Consider the following 16,682-nt stretch of genomic DNA (forward strand, 5'->3'; position numbering starts at 1 on the left):
CCTCGTCCATCATCGCCCACCACTCGCCTTCCTTGCGTGTTTCCAGCGGCTCCTGGCAGGGCATGCAGACAGCCCACCATTCCTGGGTCTTCGGATCGGCGGCCATCTTGGCCATGTCGGCAGCGTAGTCGGTGCCGTGATATTCGAAATAGGAGAACAGGAGATTCTCCGGCCGCTTCAGGTAGATCGAATAGTTCTTGATGTTGCAGGCCGAGATCATGGTGAGAACGTCCGGCCATACGTCGGCATGAAGCCGGACATATTGCTCGACCTTCTCGGGCTTCAAGCCCAGCACCATCCCCATGCGCTGCATATCCGTCTCCCTATTTCGCGATCGTCGTGGTGAATTCGGCGATGCTTCTTGCCTTCACCGCGTCCCAATCCCAATCGATGCCGAGGCCGGGCTTGCTGGGCGCGAGAGCATGGCCATCCTCAATGCGCATCTTGTCGCCCGTCAACTCATCGAGCTGAGGAATATACTCGACATATTTGCCGTTCTGGATGGCGCAGACCAGGCTGACATGCAACTCCATGAGGAAATGCGGACAGACCGGCATGTCGAAGGCCTCCGCCGCGTGGGCCACTTTCAGCCAAGGGGTGATGCCGCCGATGCGGCCGACATCGACCTGGATGATGTTGCAGCCACCCTTCTGCATATATTCGCGGAAATGCCTGATCGAATAGAGCGACTCGCCGACTGCGATCGGCGTCGCGGTCGAATTCGACAACCGCACGTGGCCGTCGATGTCGTCGGCCGGCAGCGGCTCCTCGATCCAGGCGAGGTCGAGCTCGCGCAACCGCTCGGCGCGGCGGATCGCCTCGTCGACGGAAAAGCCCTGATTACAGTCGGTCATGATCTCGTAGCCGTCGCCGACCGCCTTGCGCACCGCCGACAGCCGCGCAACGTCCTCGGAGCCGTGCGGCTTGCCGATCTTGACCTTCGAACCGGTGAAGCCCTTGGCCTTCGCCGCCAAAGCATCATCGACCAACGCCTGCGTCTCGATATGCAGCCAGCCGCCTTCCGTGGTGTAGAGCGGGCATCGATCCTTGGCGCCGCCGGCCAGCTTCCAGAGCGGCAGGCTCTGCTTCCTGGCGCGCAGATCCCAAAGCGCCGTGTCGATCGCGGCCAGCGCGATCGCGGTGATGGCGCCGATGGTGGTGGCGTGGGTGGCGAATTCGAGGTCGTGCCAGACCGCCTCGATCTGGTCGGCGTCGCGGCCGATCAGACGCGGCGCGAGATGGTCGGCCAGAAGCCGCATCACCGAGGAGCCGCCGGTGCCGATCGTGTAGCTGTAGCCGGTGCCCGTTGCGCCATCGGAATCGGTGATGGTGACGATCGGCGTTTCCTGGCTGACGAAGCTCTGGATGGCGTCCGTGCGCTTGACCTTCGGCACGAGGTCGACCATGCGCAATTCGACTTTTTCGATTTTCGCCATGCTCAGCTCCTCAGCGACTTGCCGGTTTCGGCGGAAAACAGATGCGCGCGGCTGAGGTCGAAACTCATGCCGATCCGGTCGCCGGCTTTCAGTGGCCTCGGATTGAGCATTCGCGACACCCAGTCGGTGCCGTTGAACTCGGCGAAGACCAGCGTTTCATTGCCGAGCGGCTCGGTGATGCTGACCGGCAGCTCGACGCGGTGGACTTCGGTTTCGCCACCGGAGCTCAGGCCGTGGCCTGTCGGGTAGAAATCGTCGGGACGGATGCCGAACACGACCTTGTCGCCGGCCGCCGTCCTGGACTTGAACTGCCCGGGCAGCGGCAGGCTGTCGCCGCCGCTGAAGACCAGCCTGCCATCGCTCACCGTCGCCTCGTGGAGGTTCATCGGCGGCGAGCCGATGAAGCCTGCGACGAAGCGGGTCGCGGGACGGCTGAACACCTCGTCCGGCGTGCCGACCTGCTCGATATTGCCCGAGCGCATGATGACGATGCGGTCCGCCAGCGTCATCGCCTCGACCTGATCGTGGGTGACGTAGATGACCGTCGACTTAACCTTGGCATGCAGCTTCTTGATCTCGGTGCGCATCTGCGTGCGCAGCTTGGCGTCGAGGTTGGAGAGCGGCTCGTCGAACAGGAAGACGTCCGGATCGCGCACGATGGCGCGGCCCATGGCGACACGCTGGCGCTGGCCGCCGGAGAGTTGCGAGGGGCGACGCTCCAGCAGTTCGTCAAGGCCGAGGATGGCGGAGGCCTCCGCCACGCGGCGATCCATGTCGTCCTTGGCGGCGCCAGCAATCTTCAGCGAGAAACCGAGGTTCTCACGCACCGTCATGTGCGGGTAGAGCGCGTAGGACTGGAACACCATCGAGATGTTGCGCGAACGCGGCGGCAGGTCGTTGACCGTGCGTCCGCCGATGTCGATGTTGCCGCCGCTGATATCCTCGAGGCCGGCGATCATGCGCAAGGTCGTCGACTTGCCGCAACCCGAAGGACCGACCAGCGCGATGAATTCGCGGTCGGCGATCTCGAGATCGATGCCATGCACGATCCCGACGTTGCCGTAGCGCTTGGTGAGCTTTTTCAGTGAAACCGTTGCCATGAAGTCAACCTTTCACCGCGCCGGAGGTGAGGCCGCCGACAAGGTGTTTCTGGACGATGTAGGTGAGGGTCAGCGCCGGAATGATCATCACCACGGCCAGCGCGCACATGCCGCGCCAGTCGATGGTGAACTCGGCCGTGTAGTCGAGCAGCCCGACGGGCAGCGTCTTGGAATTGACGGAGCGGGTGAGCTGCGAGGCCAAAGCGAATTCGTTCCAGCAGGTGAGGAAAGCGAAGATCGCCGCCGCGGCGATGCCTGGACGCGCCAGCGGGAATTCGACCTGCCAGAACGCCTGCCAGCGCGTGCAGCCGTCGATCTGGGCTGCTTCGGCAAGGTCCTTCGGCACCTGGCGGAAGAAGCCGTCGATCAGCCAGATCGTGAACGGCACGTTGAGCGCGACATAAGCGAGGATCATGCCGATATGGGTGTCGATGATGCCCAGCCGCACATAGAGGAAGAACAGGGGCAGCGAGAGCGCGATGCCGGGCACGGTGCGCGTCAGCATCAGGCCGAGGAACATGCCCGACTTGCCGCGAAAGCGGTAACGCGCGAAGGCGTAACCGCCGGCCATGCCGATGGCCACCGCGATCACCGTCGAGGTGACCGAGATGATCAGGGAATTGCGGAAATAGTCGAGCACCGGAATGCCGCCCTTGCCGATGCCGCTGAACATGGCGATGTAGGCGTCGAAGGAGAGCTGCTGGGGAATCCAGACCGGCGGCTTGGCCATGATCTCGACAGTGGGCCTGAGCGACGACAGCACGATCCAGATGCCCGGCAGGCAGATGACCAGCATGGCGAGGAAGAGGCCGACACGGTGCGCGACGGTCAGCGCGCGGCGCGTGAGGCGGGCGGAGGCGTTCTCGTCCATCGTCACCACTCCGCGCCGATCTGCGCGCGCGCCGCGGCGAGCTTGTTGTAGAAATAAACGGTGAAGGCGATCGACAGCAGGATCGAGAAATAGGCCATGGCGTTGGCCAGGCCCATGCGGGCGTCGCTGTAGGCGGTGCGCCCGACCAGCGTCCACAACAGCTCGGTGCGGCCGGCCGGGCCGCCATCGGTCATGATCTTGACGATGTCGTAGGCGCGCGCCACGTCGAGCGAGCGGATCGTCATGGCGATGTAGGCGAAGGGCATGACGAAGGGCCAGGTCACATAGCGGAAGGTCTGCCAGGGCGTGCAGCCATCGACGCGCGCCGCCTCGATCGGCTCCTTCGGCATGGCGAGAAGCCCGGCCAGGATCAGGATGGCGAAGATCGAGGTCGACGACCAGATCTCGGCGATCGAGATGGCGATGAAGGCGAGATGGCCCTCGATCAGCCACGGGATGGCATCCTGCGTGATGCCGAGCGACTGCAGCGCGTTGTTCACCAGGCCGATATTGTCATTGAACATGAACTTGAACTGGAAGCCGACGAGGATCGGCGAGAACATCATCGGGAACATCATCAGCGTGCGCAGGATGCGCTGGCCGCGCGTCGCCTTCTCGACCAGCATCGCCAGGCCGAGCCCCAGCAGCATTTCGAGGTTCAACGCGATGGTGAGCAACAGAACGGTGCGGCCGAAGGCCCACCAGAAATCGGCGTTGGAGAGGATCGACAGATAATTCCGGAAGCCGACGAAGACGAAGAAGGTCTCGGGCCGCGTCAGGCGGAACGGCGTGAAGCTGGAATAGAGCGACAGGATCAACGGCAGCACCACGACCGCCGCCAGCACGATGATGGCCGGAAGCAGCAGCAGGAACGGCGCGGATGGCTTGAAGCCCTTCATCGGGACCCTGTGAATGAATTGCATGGAACAGCCCGGCCGGAAACCGGGCACGGCGCTTAAGTCTGCGTGCCGGCATACGCGGCCGCCTCCCCGATAGGCAGGGGAGGCGGTCGGGGCGCGAGGGCTAGAGCTTGCCCGCGTCCTGGAGGATCTGCGTTGCCTTGGCGGCCGCCTCGTCCAGCGCCTGCTTGGCCGTCTTGTCGCCGAGGATGGCGGCCTGGAGTTCAGGATAGACGGCGTTTGAGATTTCGATCCATTCAGGCGTCTGCGGCACGGCGAAGGCGTGCTTGGCTTCTTCCTGGAAGGCGGCGAGAACTTCCTTCTTGTAAGGATCGTTTTCAGCCTGCTTCAGGTCCCAGTCCCAGACCGCGGTGCGGGTCGGCAGGGGACCGGCGGCGGCTTCCAGCTTCTGGCTGTCCTCGTTGGTCAGCCACCAGACCAGGGAAGCAGCGGCCTCCTTGTTCGGGCAGTTCTCGGTCACCGAAAAGCCATGGAAGCCCGACCAGCCGGTGCGCTTGCCGGAAGAACCCTTGGGCGCAACCTTCACGCCCACATTACCGGCCACTTTCGACGACTTCGGGTCATTGAAGAAACCGGCCCAGCCCGGCCAGTCGAGGTTGATCGCCACGGTGCCCGAGGCGAAACCCTGGCCGAGATCGTCCCAGAGATAATTGGTGGTGCCGGCCGGCACGGCCTTGGCCTTGTAGAGATTGACGAACCAGTCGAGCGCCCGGACACCGGCCTCGGAATTGAAGGCGGGCTTGCCGTCCTTGTCGAGATATTCGCCACCTTCGGCGACCACCATTTCGTAGAAGCGGCCGTTGATCGCCTCTTCCTTGCCGGCGAACTGGGTGCCGTAGAAATTCGGCGGATTGGCGAAGAACTCGGCCTGGTCGGTGACTTCCTTCCAGGTGTCCGGCGGCACGAGATCGTAGCCATATTTGGCCTTGAACTTGGCCTTGTTGTCGGCGTTCTCGTAGAGGCTCTTCTGGTAGTAGAGCGCCGAGACGTCGAACTGCGCGCGCGGCAGCATCTCGAGCTTGCCGTCGATGGTCGCGGCCTTGATCGTCGACGGGACGAAAGCGTCGATCTCTTCCTTCGGCAGCAGCTTGCTGAGATCGGTGTAAAGGCCCGTATATTGCGGCGCGAAGGACGAATGGTTCCAGCCGACGCACCAGTTGGTGCTGCCCGAGGCGATGTCGGACTTCAATTCCTTGTCGATGTCGAAGCCGTTCTTCTTGGTCAGGATGTTGACCTTGGCGCCGGTCGCCTTCTCCCATTCGGGGATGCGCTCGTAGAGCTTTTCATATTGCTGGCCGCCGATCAGCTTCACGTCGATCGTCACGCCCGGAAATTTACCGGGCAGGTCGGCCGAAAACGCAGCGCCGCTCAGCATCAGTCCGGCCAGGGCAGTGGAAGCGGCCAGAAGCAGTCTCGTCATGTTCTCCTCCCATGAGCCTGTGGCGGCGGCCCGCAGGATGCGGAACCGCGCCGATCAGGTTTCATTCATATGCAAATAGCATTTTCATTCCCGGGTCAAGCCGATTATGCTTCCAGCGGAATGAAGTTCATGCATATATGCAGACCGAAATTCACTGGAGGGGCAGGTGGCAGAGGAAGACGATGGGGACCGCTACCGCGCGCCGGCGCTCGACAAGGGGCTGGACATCCTCGAACTCTTGTCCAGCGTGGATGGCGGGCTGACGCAGGCGGAGATCGCCAAGCGGCTCGACCGCAGCCCGAACGAGTTCTACCGGATGCTCGACCGCCTTGTGCGGCGCGGTTATGTGACCAAGATCGATGGCGACCGCTATTCGCTGACGCTCAAGCTTTTCGGCCTCGCCCAGCTCCACGCGCCGGTGCGCAGGCTTGTGTCCTATGCGACGCCGATCATGCGGGAACTCGCCGAAACCTCATGGCAGGCCAACCAACTGGTGGTGTTCGACCGCGGCGCGGCAGTGGTCATCGCGCAGCAGGAAGCGCCGCGCTACTGGGGTATATCGATCCGCGTCGGCTCGCATATCAGCCTGTTCGATACCGGCTCGGGCCATGTGCTGCTCGCCTTCCGCTCGGCTGAGGAGCGCAAGATGATGATCGCCGAGCATCTGCAGAGCACCGAACAGCTCAACCTGACGCCAGAGTTCTTCGCCCGCCTCGACCAGGTGCGCGACCGCGGCTACGAGATGATGGCGTCTCTGCAGACCGCCGGTGTCTACAATCTGTCGACGCCCGTGCTGGGGCCGGACGGCAGGGCCATCGCGGCGCTGACCATCCCCTATATCACGCTTGTGAACGCGTCTGCCGCGCCTGACATCACGCTGACGATCCAGCACCTGCTGAGCGCCGCGGCAAGGCTCTCGCAGCTCGCCGGATCGGACGTGCCGCAATCGTCGTAATTTCTTATTTGAATAATGGATTTTTCGGCGAGATAGTGCCTTGGAGCGGGATGAACCCGAGGCAACCCGCCATCCCGCTATAAGTTTTTGTTTTTGGAGCATGATCTTATCCGAAAAGTCCGCAACTTTTCGGGATCATTCTCCAGGGCCACGGAGGATAAGCCGCCATGATCATCGACACGCATCTGCATCTCATCGACCAGAGCGCGCTTCGCTACCCGTGGCTTGCCGGCGCGCCGGCGCTGAACCGCGATTTCTCCTATGATGAATATGCCGCCGATGCGAGGCGTTGCGGTATCGAGGGCGTCCTCCATATGGAAGTCGATGTCGACCCAGCCGACATCGCCGCCGAGACCGCCCATGTGAAGTCGATCGCCGGCCGGCCGGGCAGCATGCTCAAGGGCGCGATCGCCTCCTGCCGCCCCGAAGAGCCTGGCTTCGAGGCCTATCTGGAGACGGTCAAGGCCGAACCGTTCGTCAAGGGTTTCCGCCGCGTGCTGCATGTCGTGCCCGACGATCTTTCGGAAGGGGCGTTGTTTCGCCAGAACATCAAGCGGCTGGCCGGCACCGGCCTGACCTTCGACCTCGTGGTGCTGCCGCACCAGATCCCGAAGGCAATGGCGCTTGCCGACCTCGCGCCGGACGTCCAGTTCATCCTCGACCATTGCGGCGTGCCCGACATCAAGGGCAATGCCGAGCACCCGTGGCGCGAGCATATGGAGGCGATCGCAAAGCGACCCAATGTCGTGGGCAAGATTTCCGGCGTCGTCGCCTATGCCGATCCGGAGACCTGGACGGTCGAAACGCTCAAGCCGTATGTCGAGCACACGATCAGCGGCTTCGGTTGGGACCGGGTGGTATGGGGCAGCGACTGGCCGGTCTGCACGCTGGGCGGCGGGCTGACCACCTGGATTGCCGCCACGCACGCGCTGCTGGCGGGCACGAGCGACTCGGAGCGGACGCGCCTGCTTTCGGGCAATGCGCGCCGGCTGTGGCGGCTTGGATAGTCGCTCGCTCTTCTTGATTGATGCAATTCCGGACGGAAAACCGCTTCACACTTTTCCTGGAATTGCACCTAGATCGTCGCCCGAACGTGGCGTTCGCGGCCGTAAAGCGAGACCAACAGCAGGATGACAAGGCCGAGCGCGGCCTGCACCGTCGACGGCCGGAAGCCGAGGCCGATCAGCAGCGTGTTGATTTCGGTGAGCACCAGGACGCCGGCGATGGTGCCGAGATAGCTGCCGCGCCCGCCAACCAACGCCGCGCCGCCGACCACGACGGCGGCAATCGTCTGGAACAGATAGGGCTGGCCGACATCGCCATAGGCAGAACCGGTGAAGCCGAGCAGCAGCACGCCGGCGACCGCGGCGAAGAAAGCGCTGGCCGCATAGGTGACGATCCACATGCGCAGCGGATCGATCAGCGCCAGCGGCGCGGCCTCCGGATTGCTGCCGACCGCATAGAGGCGGCGCCCATAGGGCGTGCGGGCAAGCACCAGCACGATCAGCGCGGTCAGCACGACGAGGCAGGGCACCAGCAAGGGCACGGGCAACGGACCGACCGAGCCGCCGATCGAGACGAAACTGGACACGGCCTCGGGCGCCGAGCCGGAAGGGAAGCCGCCGGTCCACAACAGCACCGCTCCCTGGACGATCATGCCGATGCCCAGCGTGACGATCAGCGGATGGATGCTGAACCCGCGCGAGATCAGCCCGTTCAGCGCGCCGATCGCGATGGCGAGCACACCGACCACGGCGCAGACCAGGGCGAAGTTCCAGCCCTGGCCATAAAGCTGCGCCGCCACGACATTGGCGAAGCCGATGACGAAGGGAATCGACAGGTCGATGCCGCCGAGGATGACGACCAGCGTCTGGCCGATGGAAGCGACCGCCAGCAGCGAGGCGATGACCAGCAGCGCGCGGATGGCGAAGGGCGCCGAATAGCCGGGAATGAGCAACGTGCCGACGATCTGGAGCAGCAGCGCCATCAGGAAGGCGCCGGCGATGCGGGCATTGGTGGAGTGGAACCAGTTGCCGATCATACCGGTCAGCCTTTCCGCGCCGAAAGCCGTTCCTGCATCGCCGTCAGCACCACGGCGACGACGAGGATCAGGCCATAGGCGATCTGCAGCACATAGGTGGAGACGTTGAAGGTGGTGAGCAGGCTCTGCAGCAGGAAGATGTCGACGGCGCCGATAGCCGCGCCGCCAAGTCCGCCGCGTCCGCCGGCGAGGCTGACGCCGCCGAGTGCCACGGCGGCGATGGCGATCAGCGTATAGGTCGGGCCGATATTGGGGTCGGCCGAGCCTATCAGCGAGGTGAGCATCAGCCCGGCGCCGGCGGCGAAGATGCCGGTCAGGACGTAGGCGATGAGCCGCACCTTGGTCACCGGAACGCCGGCGGTGTAGGCGGCGCGGTCGTCGCTGCCGACAACCATCAGCAGGTCGTAATAGGGTGTCCGGCGCACGAGAAGCCAGCACAGGCCGATCAGCGCCAGCGGCACGACCGAAAGCGGACCGGACATCGCCTTCAGCCAATCCGGCGCCGGGCCTATCGGCGCCGGCAGGATGGTCAGCGTGACGCCGGTCAGGATCAGATAGGTGCCGAGCGTGGCCACGATCGGCTGAATGCGCAGGATCGTGGCGAGCACGCCGTTCGCGCCGCCGACCAACGCCCCGACCAGCAGCGCCGCCGGAACGATGATCCACGGCGACGAAATGCCAAGACTGAGGAACAGCACCTGGATGACCAGGGCGTTGACGAAGCCCATCAGCGGTCCGACCGAGATGTCGATGCCGCCGCGTCCCGCCAGGATGACCGGCGCCGAGGCCACGGCCGCGCCGATCAGGGGTGCGGCCAACCCCAGCAGCGTGCCCCAGGACGAGGGCTGAAAGCGCGCCGGATTGAGCGCGACATTGAGCACAAGCAGGACGACGAGCATCACCACGGCAAAGCCGACCCCACTCAGTCTGCGAAAGAGCGGGCTCATGCGGCGCGTCCGAACATGGCTGCGATCACCGCGTCGGTGGTCATCTCCGCGCCGGAGAACTCGGCAGACACGCGCTGCTCGCGGAACACCAGCACGCGATGGCACAAAAGCAGTATCTCCTCGATCTCGCTGGACAGGATCACCAGGGCCATGCCGTCCGTGGCAAGACCGCGGAAGACGTCGTAGAGCACGTGACGGGTCGCCACGTCGACGCCGCGCGTCGGGTCGTTGAGCAGCAAGAAGCTGGGCTCAAGGGCGAGAGCCCGGGCGAGCAGCACCTTCTGCTGATTGCCACCGGATAATGTCGTTATGGCCGCGTCGGGACGCGGCGCAACGATGCCGAGCTTCTGTCTGTAGGCCTCATAGCGACGGCGTCGGGCCGCGAAACTGAGCAGCCCGAAACGACGGTCATTCGACACGGTAGAAATCGCGAAATTGTCGAGCACCGACTGCGTCGGGAAAATGCCGGTCGAGCGGCGGTCGCGCGGCAGATAGGCGATGCCGCCGGCGACGGCCTTGCGAAAGCTGGTTATCGACCCAGACTGTCCATCGACGGCGATCCCGCCCGAGACCGGCCGCTCCAGCCCGGCCAGCGTGCGTAGGAAGCGGTCCTGGCCATGGCCGTCGAGACCGGCAAGACCGACGATCTCGCCCGGCGCGATCGTCTGGCTGATCGGATCGACGCCCGGCGCGATGACGAGGTCTCCGATCCGAAGTGCTTTGCCGTCAGCCATGCGCCAGCTCCGCGGCAGTTTGCGGCGCCATGGCCGCGAGTAGTTCTGCGGCTGTCGACACGCCACGCTCCTCGGTCTTCACCACGCGCCCGGCGCGCAGGATCGAAATGCGATCGGAAAGCGCCATCACCTCATCCATGCGGTGGGTGATGAACAGGATCAGGGTCCCCTGCCCGGCCATGGCGCGCATCAAAGCGAAGACCGACTCGCGGTCGGCGAAATCGAGCGCTGCCGTCACCTCGTCGAGAATGAGGACGCGTGGGTTGCGGATCACGGCGCGCGCCAGCACGACAAGCTGCTGGGCGGCAAGCGGAAGCTCCCGGCACGTTTGATCGAGGTCGATCGGCGTGACCGCAAAACGGCTCAAGGCAGCCTGAGCCCTGGCCCGACGCTCGCCGCGCGGCACGGTTCGCCGCCAGAAGCCATCGAGGCCGAGCAGGATGTTGTCGGTCACCGAACGGTCTGGCGCGACCAGCACTTCCTGGAACACGGTCGCGAAGCCGGCGGCCTGGAAGGCAGCCGGCTGCGTTCCTGAAAAGGCCTTGCCGTCGAGCAGGATCGCGCCGCCGTCCGGCTGCACGATGCCGGACAGAAGCTTGACCAGCGTGCTTTTGCCCGAGCCGTTCTCGCCGAGGATCGTATGGATCGTGCCTGGCCGGAAAGCGATGGAAGCCTCCGCCAACGCGACCGTCTCGCCATAGCGTTTTGAGACGCCTTGGACTTCAAGCATGAGTTCATCCAGGTAAAGAGAAGCCGGCCCTTCAGCAAGGGCCGGCTTCGCACAGCATCACTTGGCGCAGGCGTCCGGCACCTTGGAGTAATCCCAGCCCTTGGTCGGAGCTGGATTGGCGAAATAGGCGTCGAGCACGTTCTCGGGCATGGGGTCCGTCGGCGGCACCGGGAAGACCGAAACGGCGTCCGGCGTCATGCAGTCCTTGTACCATTTGTCGAGCTCGGCTGCGTGCACCGGCGGGATCGGGATGAGCAGCGTGTTGAGCTTCGGCTTCTGGCCGTCGAGCATGCGGACGCCGACCCGGAACAGCGTCTGCGCCGTCCAGCCCGGCAGAACGGCATGGCCCTCGAAACGGTACTTGTCCGGGTTCGCCTTCCAATAGCCGAGGGCGTCGCCGGTGATCGAGCCGGTGATCAGCGGTGCCGGACGCCCCGCCTCCGCAAAGGCCTCCGCCACGACGCGGCTTTCGCTGCCTGTCGTCCAGACCGCGTCGATCGGCGCCGGATTGGTCGCGATAGCCTGCAGCACCACGGTCTTGGTGACGTTGGCCGTCCAGTTGCCGTTGACCGTGCGCGCGACCTTGAGGCCCTTGTTCTCGGCAAGAGCCTTGTCGGCGCCCTGCTTCTCCTGGACCACGATCGGGTGCCCGGCGATGCCTTCGACCACCAGCACGCTGGCGTCCGGCTTTGCCTTGCCGATCGCCGTCATCATGTCATAGCCCCAGCGGGCATAGTTGGAATCGACGTTGATGGCATTCGGGCTGGTGATCGAGCCGGCGGCGGTGATGAAGGGAATGCCTGCCTTGGCCGCGGCGTCCACGGCATCGTCAAGCGCCGTCGCCGAGCCCGGGATCGAGGTGATGATCGAGCACTTCTTGTCGATGAAGGCGCGGATCTGGTTGATCTGCTGGCTGGGATCATTGTTCGAATCCGACACTTCGAAGCTCGATACCGTGCCGTCGGCGATCAGCCCATCGACCAGCCGCTTCAGCTCCTTGGTGACCGAGACGCGCCATGGATTGCCCTGGTAGCTCTCCGAATGGCACCACTTCCACGGCTTGGCCGGCGGGGTGAAATTGTCCCAGACCGACGGCAGCACCTTTTGCGGCGCGCCGTCATACTGCGCCTTGAGTTCGGCCGGCAGGCCGTCGATCACCGATTTTACATCCGCGGCATGGGCGGCAAACGGAACCGCGACTATCGCGGTTGCGGCGAGAAGGCCGCGTATCAGGCTGGTCATTTCTTCCTCCCTTGGTGCACTGGAACTAGCCGGCGGTTGCCGGCGCGAAACTCTCTCGGAAAAGGCGATTGATGTCGGCGATGACGCCCCGGGCTTCATGCCCTTCGGCAAGCCCCTCGTTGATGCGGTCGGAAGCCTGCTGCTGGAACGCCATGTAGCCGTCATGGCGCGGGCGGACCCACGCGCCTTCGAGCGTCGCCCGCGTGTCGCGATAGAAGTCGTTGGTGGCGGCGTTCACCGCCTCATCTTCCCAGGCCGCGGCATGGCCAGGCTGGCCGCCAGCGGCGGCGTAGGGCCCGCGTTGCACGTCGCCGCTGGCGATCCAATAGGCGAAGTCGATTGCGGCCTCGCGCGCGGCGGAGAAGGCGGAGACGGCAATGCCGGTTCCACCGAGCGCCGAGCCGACTGGGCCATTGCCGCCGGCGACCGGCATGTCGGCAAAGGCAAGACGGCGCGGCCGGAAACCCGCCACGGCATAGGGAACATAGCCATAGATCAGCGGCGAGCAGGCGATCCCCGAGGTGCTCTCGGCCATTTTTTCAAATACGGCGATGGGATCCATCCCGAGGCAGGCCGGATCGACCAGCGCCGCAATCTCGCGCAGCATTTCGAAGGCGGCTGCGCCCGTCTCGCTATCGACCAGGTCTCCTGCCCCGTCGACCGCGCATGGCCGGCCGAGATCGGCGGCTAATGTGTAGAAACACATCAGCGAGTGTGGCGGCCTGAGCGGCAACAGCACGCGACCCTGCTGGGCGAGTTCCAGCACTTCGGTCCAGATCGTCGGCGCCGCTTCGATCAGATCGGGCCGCCAGGCCTGCACCTGCGTTGCCGCATCGATCGGGAACGCCCATTGCCGCCCCCGCCAATTGTAGCTCGGATAGGACTTGCCGATGCTTCCCTTCGCCAGCGCGTCGCGTTCGGCCTCGCGTCCCGGCACATCGAGCGGCGCCAGGCACTTCTCGCCGGTGATCTGGCCGACATGCGGATGGTCGATGACGATCAGGTCATAAGCGCGCGCGAGTTCCTCGACGGGGAAGGATTCGAAGTCCTGCAGCGACCGCTTTTCCCACTCGATCGAAACGCCGGTTTTTTCTTTCCAAAGCGCCGAGCACGCCACCATCGGGTCGTAGCCGCGCGGATGGCTCCAGGTCATGCCTTTCAGCCGGACCTCGCTCACAGCCCGAACTCCTTGCGGATCCGGTCGCTGTGCTCGCCGATGCGGGGCGCGGCGCGCTCGACCTTTGCGCGCGCACCGTCGACTCGCAACGGCGTGCGCGTGGTGAGGATCGAGACATTGTCCTCGCGCGTCACGGTCTGCAGCATGTCGAGCGTCTTGAAGCCGTCGCTCTCCATCAGTTCCGGCCAGGTCAGCACCTTGGCGCACCAGACGTCGGCGGGTTCGAGGACGGCCAGCCATTCGTCGATGGTTTTCTCGGCAACACGCTTGGCAATGATCGCCTTGATCTCGTCACGGGCAGTGAACCACGTTGCCGGCTTGTCGCGGAACGGGTCCAGTTCCGGCAACTCGAGCAGGTCGGCGAGCTTCGGGATTGGCGTCATGGCAATGGCCAGATAGCCGTCCTTGGCCGGATAGACGCCGTAAGGCGCCGAAAGATAAGCGTGAGCGCTACGGAACGACGAACGCTTGGGCAAGCGGCGGCCGTCGTTGAGATGGGTGGTCAGCACCTCGAACTGGAAATCGATCAGCGCTTCCAAGAGGCTGGTCTCGACGTGACCGCCCTGCCCGGTGATGCCGCGCCGTACCAGCTTGGCGAGGATGCCTTGCGCGCAGGCGGCGCCCGCCAGCATGTCGGCAATCGCCAGGCCGAACGGGACAGGTCCCTGGTCCTCGTCGCCGTTCAGCCACATCACGCCGGAACGCGACTGCGCAAGCAGATCCTGTCCCGGACGCTTCACCCAGGGACCTTCCTCGCCATAGCCGCTGATCGAGGCATAGACGAGCCGTGGATTGATCGTCCTGACATGCTCGTAGTCAAGGCCGAGCCGCTCGATGACGCCCGGCCTGAAGTTCTGGATAAGCACGTCGGCCTTGGCGATCAGCTCGCGCAACGCGGCGAGATCGGCCTTATCCTTCAAATCGACTGCAAAACTCTCCTTGCCGCGGTTGATGGCGTGGAAAATGGTGGAGTCGCCGCCGATCTCGGTGTCGCTGAGATAAAGCCGGCGTGAGAGATCGCCGCCGTCAGGCCGCTCGATCTTGATGACGCGCGCGCCGAGGTCGAGCAGGCGAAGCGAGCAGTAAGGTCCCGACAGGAACTGGCTCATGTCGACGACGACGAGCCCGGTCAGGGGAAGTTCGGTATCAGTGGCCACGATTCACTTCTCGGTCTTGCCGACGAAATCGGCCGGGTTCTTGTATTTCACCGTCTGCAGATGCTCGCAGTAGAGCACCAGCTCTCCTTCACCCTTGAAGACTTCATAGCTGGCGCGGATCAGGCCCATGTCCTTGTACCGCGGCTTTTTGTCGAGGTTGGTGCGGATCGAATAGATGGTGTCGCCGATGAAGACCGGCTTGATGAAGCGCAGCTTGTCGTAGCCGTAGGAAAAGGCGTTGATGCAGTTGGTGGCGACAAGGCCGAGACCGGCCGAAAACACGAAGGCCCCAGCCACCAGACGCCTGCCGAAGATGCCCTCCTTCTCGGCGAACATCTGGTCCTGCACATAAGGGTGGATATCCAGCACCAGGGCATTGAACATATGGCTTTCGCCTTCCGCGATGGTGCGGCGGAGCGAGCGGATTTTGTGGCCGACCTGCCAGTCCTCGTAGAACCAGTTTTCCGAATTCCAGACGGGTATTTCGGCATGCGCTTCGGGCATGTCGGCCGGATGCGTCGAGGCGACGCCGACGGTTGGCGCGAAGCCGCTCATGCCCCGCTCCGGCCGCTTGCCGCGCAGCCTGCAAGGCGATTCCGGACACGATGCCGGATGGCGAGATGCATGATCGCTTTCCTCCCGTCAATTTTCTTTTGTAAATAATATTTTCACATATGGGATTGCCTTGCAAGCGACTATCGGCGAAATTTTTGGCGACCAGCACCGGCACGGGCAGCCGGCCAACGGGAGGAATTGGAAATGCAGAGCGCTTGTCTTGTCTTCGTCGGCAGCCTCAACCGGGAGGCGCCCTATTTCCAGGGAGCGCGCGGCGTCGGTCTCGGCGTGTACGCGTTCGACGAGGCGACGCTCGCCGTGCAAAAACTTGCCGAAACCAACGAAGTCGACAACCCGACCTTCCTGTCGGTGACGCCGGACGGATCGCGCATCTACGCCAATTCGGAAGTCTTCGCCTGGCGCGAGGGTACGGTTTCCGCCTATCGCTTCGATCGTGCCTCCAACTCGCTGACCTATGTCAACAAGCAGCCCGCTCTGGGCAGCATCACCGCCCACAACACCATAACGCGCGACGGCACCAAGCTTCTGGTCGCCAACTACGGGATGGGTACCGGTGGCCCAGACAAGGCGGTTTCGGTGTTCGGTATCGGGACCGATGGTGGGCTGACCGCGCCGCTGGCGAGCGTCGCTCATTCCGGGACTGGACCAAACGCCGATCGCCAGGAGCGGTCGCACGCCCACAGCGTCACCGAGACCATCCAGGGCGGCATCGCCATCGTCGCCGATCTCGGCATCGACCAGTTGGTGTCCTACCGGATCGAGCCAAACGGCAATTTGCGCAAGCTCGCCGAATCCGCTCTCGCACCCGGCGCCGGCCCCCGCCACGTCGCGCTGCATCCGAACGGCAAGTTCGTCTTCGTCATGAACGAGCTCGACTCGACCGTCGTGTCACTGGCGCTGGACCACGCCTCGGGCCGGCTCGAATTGATCGATGCCAAGCCGGCGGTGCCGGCACACGCCCGCGCGACCAACCACTGCGCCGACATCCAGATCTCGCCCGACGGCCGGTTCGTCTACGGCTCCAATCGTGGCCATGACAGCGTCGCCATCTTCTCGGTCGATCAGCAATCGGGAACACTCGATCCGGTCGACTTCACGCCCTGTGGCGGCGCCACGCCGCGCAACCTCGCGCTCACGCCATCCGGCAGGCATCTGTTTTCAGCCAACCAGAATGCCGACCGCATCTCGATCTTCGCGCGGGACGAGAAGAGCGGCCGGCTGACCGACACGGGCCACGCCATCGAAATCGGAACGCCGATGTGCGTGCGCATCGTACCGGCCCCTTGAGACAGCCGATACGGTCACAGTGTCAGGTCGCAAGGCTCTAGGCTGAATCGACATTCACCGCATCCATAGCATTGCGCAAGCGATCTGGA

The 16,682-nt window shown here is 64.2% G+C and carries 17 protein-coding genes; 3 read left to right on the forward strand and 14 right to left on the reverse strand.

All coding sequences use genetic code 11. The annotated features are described in order from the left end of the window. The 6 genes from Q0L57_RS23685 to Q0L57_RS23710 all read right to left on the reverse strand — a co-directional run. Positions 1–313 (reverse strand): L-rhamnose mutarotase (locus Q0L57_RS23685; protein WP_296745483.1); only part of this gene is annotated, 313 nt, incomplete at its 3' end. A 10-nt stretch (positions 314–323) separates the two neighbouring features. Continuing rightward, the gene (locus Q0L57_RS23690) at positions 324–1,436 is read right to left on the reverse strand and encodes a mandelate racemase/muconate lactonizing enzyme family protein (protein WP_296745484.1); all 1,113 of its coding nucleotides are present in this window, start codon (positions 1,434–1,436) and stop codon (positions 324–326) included. Positions 1,437–1,438: 2 nt separating this feature from the next. Then, positions 1,439–2,536: a sn-glycerol-3-phosphate ABC transporter ATP-binding protein UgpC gene (gene ugpC / locus Q0L57_RS23695; RefSeq protein ID WP_296745485.1), complete on the reverse strand. Its 1,098-nt coding sequence runs from the start codon at positions 2,534–2,536 to the stop codon at positions 1,439–1,441. 4 nt (positions 2,537–2,540) lie between these two features. Continuing rightward, complete coding sequence (locus Q0L57_RS23700) at positions 2,541–3,407, reverse strand: carbohydrate ABC transporter permease (protein WP_296745486.1); 867 nt, start codon at positions 3,405–3,407, stop codon at positions 2,541–2,543. Positions 3,408–3,409: 2 nt separating this feature from the next. Beyond that, positions 3,410–4,306: a carbohydrate ABC transporter permease gene (locus Q0L57_RS23705; protein WP_071069571.1), complete on the reverse strand. Its 897-nt coding sequence runs from the start codon at positions 4,304–4,306 to the stop codon at positions 3,410–3,412. Positions 4,307–4,430: 124 nt separating this feature from the next. Then, positions 4,431–5,747: a sugar ABC transporter substrate-binding protein gene (locus tag Q0L57_RS23710; protein ID WP_296745487.1), complete on the reverse strand. Its 1,317-nt coding sequence runs from the start codon at positions 5,745–5,747 to the stop codon at positions 4,431–4,433. Positions 5,748–5,913: 166 nt separating this feature from the next. Between Q0L57_RS23710 and Q0L57_RS23715 the strand changes: the two genes are divergently transcribed. Further along, positions 5,914–6,702 carry an IclR family transcriptional regulator gene (locus Q0L57_RS23715; protein ID WP_296745488.1) on the forward strand — a complete coding sequence of 263 codons (789 nt, stop codon included), beginning with the start codon at positions 5,914–5,916 and terminating at the stop codon, positions 6,700–6,702. 167 nt (positions 6,703–6,869) lie between these two features. Further along, complete coding sequence (locus tag Q0L57_RS23720) at positions 6,870–7,709, forward strand: amidohydrolase (protein ID WP_296745489.1); 840 nt, start codon at positions 6,870–6,872, stop codon at positions 7,707–7,709. A 68-nt stretch (positions 7,710–7,777) separates the two neighbouring features. Here Q0L57_RS23720 and Q0L57_RS23725 read toward each other — a convergent pair whose 3' ends face one another. Genes Q0L57_RS23725 through Q0L57_RS23760 form a run of 8 tightly spaced genes read right to left on the reverse strand, consistent with a single transcriptional unit; the run spans position 7,778 to position 15,285 of the window. Then, positions 7,778–8,743 carry an ABC transporter permease gene (locus Q0L57_RS23725; RefSeq protein ID WP_296745490.1) on the reverse strand — a complete coding sequence of 322 codons (966 nt, stop codon included), beginning with the start codon at positions 8,741–8,743 and terminating at the stop codon, positions 7,778–7,780. Between the two features lie 5 nt (positions 8,744–8,748). Continuing rightward, positions 8,749–9,690, reverse strand: coding sequence for an ABC transporter permease (locus Q0L57_RS23730; RefSeq protein WP_296745491.1), 942 nt, complete (start codon positions 9,688–9,690; stop codon positions 8,749–8,751). Further along, complete coding sequence (locus Q0L57_RS23735; protein ID WP_296745492.1) at positions 9,687–10,424, reverse strand: ATP-binding cassette domain-containing protein; 738 nt, start codon at positions 10,422–10,424, stop codon at positions 9,687–9,689. Before Q0L57_RS23735 ends, Q0L57_RS23730 begins: the two co-directional genes overlap by 4 nt. After that, positions 10,417–11,154, reverse strand: a complete 738-nt coding sequence (locus Q0L57_RS23740; RefSeq protein WP_296745493.1) for an ATP-binding cassette domain-containing protein — start codon at positions 11,152–11,154, stop codon at positions 10,417–10,419. The genes Q0L57_RS23735 and Q0L57_RS23740 overlap by 8 nt, the downstream gene beginning before the upstream one ends. Before the next feature lie 57 nt (positions 11,155–11,211). Further along, on the reverse strand, positions 11,212–12,396 hold the full coding sequence (locus Q0L57_RS23745; protein WP_296745494.1) for a substrate-binding domain-containing protein: 1,185 nt from the start codon (positions 12,394–12,396) through the stop codon (positions 11,212–11,214). A 25-nt stretch (positions 12,397–12,421) separates the two neighbouring features. After that, entirely contained in the window at positions 12,422–13,573 is a 1,152-nt protein-coding gene (locus Q0L57_RS23750; RefSeq protein ID WP_296745495.1) for an extracellular solute-binding protein, read from the reverse strand. Continuing rightward, positions 13,570–14,730 carry a CaiB/BaiF CoA-transferase family protein gene (locus tag Q0L57_RS23755; protein WP_296745496.1) on the reverse strand — a complete coding sequence of 387 codons (1,161 nt, stop codon included), beginning with the start codon at positions 14,728–14,730 and terminating at the stop codon, positions 13,570–13,572. Before Q0L57_RS23755 ends, Q0L57_RS23750 begins: the two co-directional genes overlap by 4 nt. 3 nt (positions 14,731–14,733) lie before the next feature. Beyond that, positions 14,734–15,285, reverse strand: coding sequence for a MaoC family dehydratase (locus Q0L57_RS23760; RefSeq protein ID WP_296745497.1), 552 nt, complete (start codon positions 15,283–15,285; stop codon positions 14,734–14,736). Between the two features lie 204 nt (positions 15,286–15,489). Between Q0L57_RS23760 and Q0L57_RS23765 the strand changes: the two genes are divergently transcribed. After that, on the forward strand, positions 15,490–16,593 hold the full coding sequence (locus tag Q0L57_RS23765; RefSeq protein WP_296745498.1) for a lactonase family protein: 1,104 nt from the start codon (positions 15,490–15,492) through the stop codon (positions 16,591–16,593). Positions 16,594–16,682 lie beyond the last annotated feature (89 nt).

This window comes from Mesorhizobium sp. (assembly GCF_024509055.1).
Classification (GTDB): Bacteria; Pseudomonadota; Alphaproteobacteria; order Rhizobiales; family Rhizobiaceae; genus Mesorhizobium.